This is a genomic window from Protofrankia sp. Cas8, from assembly GCF_963555845.1.
Classification (GTDB): domain Bacteria; phylum Actinomycetota; class Actinomycetes; order Frankiales; family Frankiaceae; genus Protofrankia.
The window spans coordinates 24,282-29,894 of sequence record NZ_CAUVXI010000050.1 but is presented as its reverse complement, the minus strand read 5'-3'; the positions used below and the strand labels follow the sequence as shown (position 1 = coordinate 29,894).

General features: G+C 66.2%; 4 protein-coding genes and 1 pseudogene. 2 read left to right on the top strand and 3 right to left on the bottom strand.

What is annotated here, in order from left to right; translation table 11 throughout:
• Window positions 1-230 precede the first annotated feature (230 nt).
• Together U9977_RS10210 and U9977_RS10205 are read right to left on the bottom strand one after the other, a co-directional pair.
• Window positions 231-1,604 (bottom strand): C2 family cysteine protease, encoded by a 1,374-nt coding sequence (locus U9977_RS10210; RefSeq protein ID WP_322748972.1) that lies wholly within the window; start codon window positions 1,602-1,604, stop codon window positions 231-233.
• Window positions 1,605-1,793: 189 nt separating this feature from the next.
• The gene (locus U9977_RS10205; protein ID WP_322748975.1) at window positions 1,794-2,051 is read right to left on the bottom strand and encodes a hypothetical protein; all 258 of its coding nucleotides are present in this window, start codon (window positions 2,049-2,051) and stop codon (window positions 1,794-1,796) included.
• 293 nt (window positions 2,052-2,344) lie between these two features.
• On the opposite strand from U9977_RS10205, the gene U9977_RS10200 reads away from it, so the two are divergent.
• Window positions 2,345-3,715: a spermidine/putrescine ABC transporter substrate-binding protein gene (locus tag U9977_RS10200; protein WP_322748971.1), complete on the top strand. Its 1,371-nt coding sequence runs from the start codon at window positions 2,345-2,347 to the stop codon at window positions 3,713-3,715.
• 31 nt (window positions 3,716-3,746) lie between these two features.
• On the opposite strand, the gene U9977_RS10195 is transcribed toward U9977_RS10200, so the two are convergent.
• Window positions 3,747-5,024: an aspartate aminotransferase family protein gene (locus tag U9977_RS10195; RefSeq protein WP_322748970.1), complete on the bottom strand. Its 1,278-nt coding sequence runs from the start codon at window positions 5,022-5,024 to the stop codon at window positions 3,747-3,749.
• Window positions 5,025-5,308: 284 nt separating this feature from the next.
• On the opposite strand from U9977_RS10195, the pseudogene U9977_RS10190 reads away from it, so the two are divergent.
• Window positions 5,309-5,613: pseudogene (locus U9977_RS10190) on the top strand (hypothetical protein); the annotation flags it as partial.

Sequence of the window (5,613 nt, the reverse complement as noted above, 5' to 3'; positions counted from 1 at the left end):
CATTGGGTGTGCATGTCAGCCCGACCACCACTGGATCCATTGCGGAGCGTGGCCCTTGGCCAGGTTGACATTCCTCGGACCTTCGTCCCTGGGCGAGACGGTCTGCACGCTGGAGATCTTCCATCGATCTGCGCGACGGTTCGGCGTTCCGGCGCAGCTGGACGCAGGAGGCAACGCCGGCCGGTGTACGCCGCCGGAAACCGGCGATTATTACCTGGATCCGTTCGTGGTTACGCGGCCACGCCGATCCCGGCAAAATACGTCTGGAAGGTGTTGGCCTCGATTCCGAATGTCCCGTCGTTCGGTGCCAACGCGATCGGGCGCCACCAGCTGATGTCGTACATGAACGTCGTTCCGCTGAGAACCCCGACCGTCGGCTCGGTGTTGCCCCATGGATTCCGCAGTATCAGGTACTTACTGCCGTCTCGATAGGCCCAACCAAGTATCGTATAACAATGTGACCCGACGATGTTCGTGTTGTCGTACACAATTTTCTTCGGGCTGGCCGATCCAGTGGAATATGTCCAGGCGGTCATCGGCCGGAATGTCCGGTAGCTCAGCGAGTTCGAGCGGACGACGTCCCACAGCTGGTCGCCTGATCGACTCGCCGTGTCGTAATAAGACGTGTTTCCGCCGGTGAGCTGGGCGGTGGCGAAGACGCAGTCGCCCCAGGCCGTGGCCGTTATGTCCGGTTGATCACTGGAGGTTCCGGTCTTGAGCTTTGCGTATGCCTTCTCATAGACGGCCGGCCAGATCTCACCGGCTTCGCTCGACCGGCAGTAGATGAATCCGCCGCCGCTGCTCAACGGCACTTTCTCGGTCACCTCGACGTCTCGGTCGACCGCGCCGCCGCTGTTCGGCTTGTAGAAGCGCACCATGTCGACGAAGGACTGCTGTGCCGATCCGGTCGCCCTCGTCAGCTGCCTGATCGAAAACGGCGTCGCCCAGGCCACCGCCGCGAGCGCCGCGATGTAGTAGCAGTTCGCCACTGCACCCTGAACCGGGTCGAAGTATTCCGCGGCTTCGTTGAAAAAGGTGCCCGCATCCGTCCACTGTGCGCCCGGCGGGGTCCAGCTGTTCGCACTTCCAGCTGACTGTGGGTCGTAGCTCACGGTCCGCACGATGTCGGCCGTCAGGACGTGCGCGAGACGCCGCAGCCGGTCCTTTTCCGGTACGCGGAGGGTTAACAGGAGGCGGTTACCCGGCCCGGACTCGGCGCGTAGGACAGGTATACCACTTATGTCGTCGGTACCGAACTTCGCACCCAGGTCGCCGAGTACCTCGAGACCCTGGGTCAGATCAACCGATAGTTCCAGATCGTTGACATGCACGACTGTCTCGGAATCGAGCAACGGCGAGCGCACCTGCTGGAGGCGCAGGTTGGAATCGAGCTGGAGACCGGTATAAAGCGGACCTTCGTGTACCGGATCGAAAAGTTCCTCGTAGGGAGTCTGCAGGAGGTCCTCGAGCAGCGATCGCCGGTCCGTGACGGCGTTCCAGTCGATACGCCGTCCGGCAATAACCTCGGCCAACGGGTAGGGATTGATGACACCGCACTGCTGTGCGACATCCGGATTCGGAGTAAAGCTTTCGTCTGACGGCATGCGCGGATCCTCCGGTCGTGCCCTGAGATGATCGGGCTTCCGCCCCTTCTGGCGAGCCCGACGCTAGAGGAACACCGTGGGGGCTGACCCGGGTGGTTTCACCGGACTTTTGGCGGCCGGACTTCCCCCGGGTTTTCCCGGGTTTTCCCTGGGTTTTCCCTGGGTTTTCCCTGGGCATTGGCGGCGGGCTCAGGGTCGCGGGGTTCGCCATGGGCTGGCCGGCCGCAGGAGGTCGGCTGATCGCAGTAGTACCTCGGCGAGCGTGCGGGCTTCCTCGGGCGTCAGGTAGGCGGCGGCTAGCGCGTCGAGCATCGGCGCGTCCAACCGCAGCAGGATCACCGCCGCCTGCCCCGCGGCGGCGGGCGGCTCCGGCCGGACAGTGATCTCTGCCTGGCCGATCCGGGTGGTCAGGACACCGTCATACGGATCGTGGTGCACCAACGCCATGGTCATCCACTCCTCCCGAACCGAGTTGATCCTGGCCGACGTACTTGTTGGACTCCCGTTGGCCGGTCGGGGTTGCCCTGGTCGGACGTCGAGAACGCGACCGGCCCAGCGGCATCCTCGCGATCCCGGTGGAGCCCCGCTGTCGTCCCGGCGACGTTCGGCCACGTTGTGGTCCTGAGAGTGACGATACAGACGCGCAGTTGAATATTGCTGACGGGAATATTGATCATTATGTGCGAGCAGTAGCTCTACTGTCATCAACAGCTCATAAGAGGAGGGGCGCGATGTCGACGATGTCCGAACGACCCGCTGCTGACGTGTCCGGGAATGATCACAATGATCTGTGTCACCCTGCCCTGATCCGCGGCCTGACCAGGCCGCGGATGGCGTTGCCGCAGGCAGCTCCGCCGCGGTCTGGACGCGTGGGCGCCGAGGCGGATCTTGGACGCCGGGCGTTCCTCCGACTGTCCGGCATGCTGACGGGTGGCGGCGTTCTGCTGGCCGCCTGCGGCTCGCAGAAGGCGGGCCCGCCACCGGTGCCGGCGGGGCCGAGCCCGCTGCCTGCACACACCGTCGCCGACTTCTGGGCCGGCAGGACGCGGGCGGGCCATCTGGACTTCGCGAACTGGCCGCTGTACATCGACACGTTTCCTGGCCAGAAAGACGGGCATCCAACGCTCGATCTGTTCACCAGGACGACGGGAATCACGGTCTCCTACCGGGAGGTCATCGACAACGACGAGTCGTTCTACGCGGGCTTCCGGGCGTTACTCGAGGCAGGCCGCCCGATCGGCCACGATCTGATGGTCATCACCAACGGTCAGGTGCTCGCGGAGCTCATCCGGCTGAACTACCTGGCACCGCTGGACGGGAATCGGCTGCCCACCTTCTTCGCCAACGCAGACGCGACCGTTGTGAATCCCTCCTACGACCGGGACAACAGGTTCACGGTCGCCTGGCAGTCGGGAATCACGGGGATCGCCTACGACCCGAACCGCACCGGCCGTGAGATCAGGAGTTTCAGCGACCTGTTCGACCCGGCCTTCGCCGGCCGGGTCGGGATGTTCGGCGACGTCCGGGACCTGCCGAACTTCACCCTGGTGGGGCTGGGGATCATGCCGGAAACCTCGACCCCGGCGGACTGGCGCAAGGCCGCGGACACCCTACGCAGGCAGCGTGCTGATCGTATCGTCCACAACTACTACCAGCAGGACTACATCGAGCCACTCAAGAAAGGGGATGTGTGGCTCTCCATGGCGTGGTCCGGCGACATCTTCCAGGCCAATTCCGAAGGCGCGGACCTGCGTTTCGTCGTCCCGGACGAGGGCGGGATCCTCTGGACGGACAGCATGTGCATCCCGGTGACCGCACCGCATCCGGTAGATGCGATCACGCTTATGGACTTCGCGTACCAGACGGACGTCGCCGCGAAGCTGGCCGAAGGAATCAACTACATCACGCCCGTCCCGTTCGCCCGTGATCGGATCCTGCGGGACGCGGTCGCGGCCACTGGTGACCAGCGGGCGCAGCTGACCGCCACGGCCAACAGCTCGCTGGTCTTTCCCACCCGTGCAGATCTTGCCCGCCTGCACCGCTACCGGGTTCTGGACAGGGCGGAGGCCGCCGAGTGGAATGCCCTGTTCCAGCCGATTTACCAGACCTGATCATTATCGGGTATGTCGCCCGCCGCGGCGTTCACCGCCGTACCAGTGCCGCGTCGAGAGCGGTTGAAAGCAGGTCCACGTCGGCGAGGTCGATGACCAGCGGCGGGCAGAAGGCCAACGTCGAGGAACCGAGTGGCCGGACGATGACGCCATGGGTGAGCATGCGGTCGCGGATTTCCGCGGCGGCCAGACCGCCCGGCAGGTCCACCGCCCACATCGCGCCGTGGCCGCGGACGTCGGGGAGACCGTGCGCGGTCGCGACCGCGCGCAGTCCCGTCTCGAGGCGCTCGCCGATCACCGACGCCCGGCCTGCCAGCCCTTCGGATTCGAGTATGGCGATGTTGGCCAGCGCGGCCGCGCATGCCGCCGGATGCCCGGAGTAGGTGCCGCCGTGGCGCAGCACCACGTCCGGACGGCGTAGCGGCTCGTGCACCGCGGGGCCGATGAGTACTCCGCCGAGGGGCTGGTAGCCGCTGGTCACGGCCTTCGCGAAGGTCACGAGGTCAGGCCGGACGCCGAAGTGCCGGGCACCGAACCAGCTGCCCAGCCGACCGAACCCAGTGATCACCTCGTCGAGGATCAGGAACGCGCCGTGGGCGTCGCACAGGTCCCGCAGGCCCGTGAGATACCCGGGGCGCGGCGGATACACACCGCCCGCCCCGATCACGGGCTCTGCGATGACCGCGGCCACCCGACGGGGCTTGTCCGTCATGATCGCTGCCACGGCATCCAGGTCGTCCTTGTCCACCCGGATGATGTCGCCGACACCCGGGCCGAAGCCGGCCCGGTTCGCGGGCAGGCCGGTCAGGCTCATGCCGCCGTAGGTGACGCCGTGGTAGCTCGGAGACCGGCTGATGATGATCGACCGCTCCGGTTCGCCGGCGACTGCGTGTGCCAGGCGGGCGATCTTCATGGCCGTGTCCACCGCTTCCGATCCGCCGCAGGTCAGAAACACCCGGGCGCCCGGCATGGGTGCCAACGCGGCGAGTCGCTCGGCGAGCGCGTCGGCCGCCGGGTTGGTGAACCGCTCGAACAGGTGGAAGGCGTCGAGTCGCCGCAGTTGCGCCGCCACCGCTTCGATGATTTCTTCGCGACCGTGTCCGGCTGCGCAGTACCACAGACTCGCCATGGCGTCGACGTAGCGCCGACCGGAGTCGTCCACAACGTGCGCACCCTTGCCGGAGACGATGCGGATGAACGAGTCCGGCGTCGCAGCCGGGCGCGCGAACGGGTGCAGTAGCGGCGGCAGCGCCGTGGTCCGATCGACACCGGTGGTGGAATCGTCGGTTTCTGACGGCGTGATGTGCACGGTGATCCGCCCCCCTCATGGACGTTCCACGCTGACTCGTGGCGCAACCATTCTCACTCCAAGAGCGGCTGGATATGCGTCCGCCTCGGGCTGCGCGAAGGGGAACAGTCGGCATGGAGCCGACATTTCTCGTCCTGGCGTGTTCCTTGGATTCCCTTGGCGACGAGGTGATCGGGCTACGCTTTCTGTACCTGACCAGAGGGCCAAAGGGCGCGCGACGATCGTCAGATCGCGCGCCCGCAGGCCGCAGTCCCGGTAGTACTACCGGAAGGGACGCGGGGAGTATGAGCGGAACGACAGCTGAGTCGAGGGCGGGCGCTTCACCCGCCGACCACGCCGACCAGGCAGACCAGGCAGACCAGGCAGACCCCGTCGACCCCGTCGACCCCGTCGACCCCGTCGACCCCGTCGGCTCCGCCGGCTCTGCCGAGCGGACGAGCGCCCTCACCGAGCGGGAGGAGCGCCGCCTGGCTGAACGCACACCAGGCTCCCGGGCGATGCACTCCCGGGCACGTCAATCGATGACCGGTGGGGTGCCGTCGTCCTACCAGGCTCGCGACCCCTGGCCGATCTACCTGACGCACGGGCG

Coding starts and splice junctions, on each gene's coding strand:
- U9977_RS10210 (WP_322748972.1), bottom strand. CDS start 1,604: ATGCCGTCAGACGAAAGCTTTACTCCGAATCCGGATGTCGCACAGCAG.
- U9977_RS10205 (WP_322748975.1), bottom strand. CDS start 2,051: ATGGCGTTGGTGCACCACGATCCGTATGACGGTGTCCTGACCACCCGG.
- U9977_RS10200 (WP_322748971.1), top strand. CDS start 2,345: ATGTCCGAACGACCCGCTGCTGACGTGTCCGGGAATGATCACAATGAT.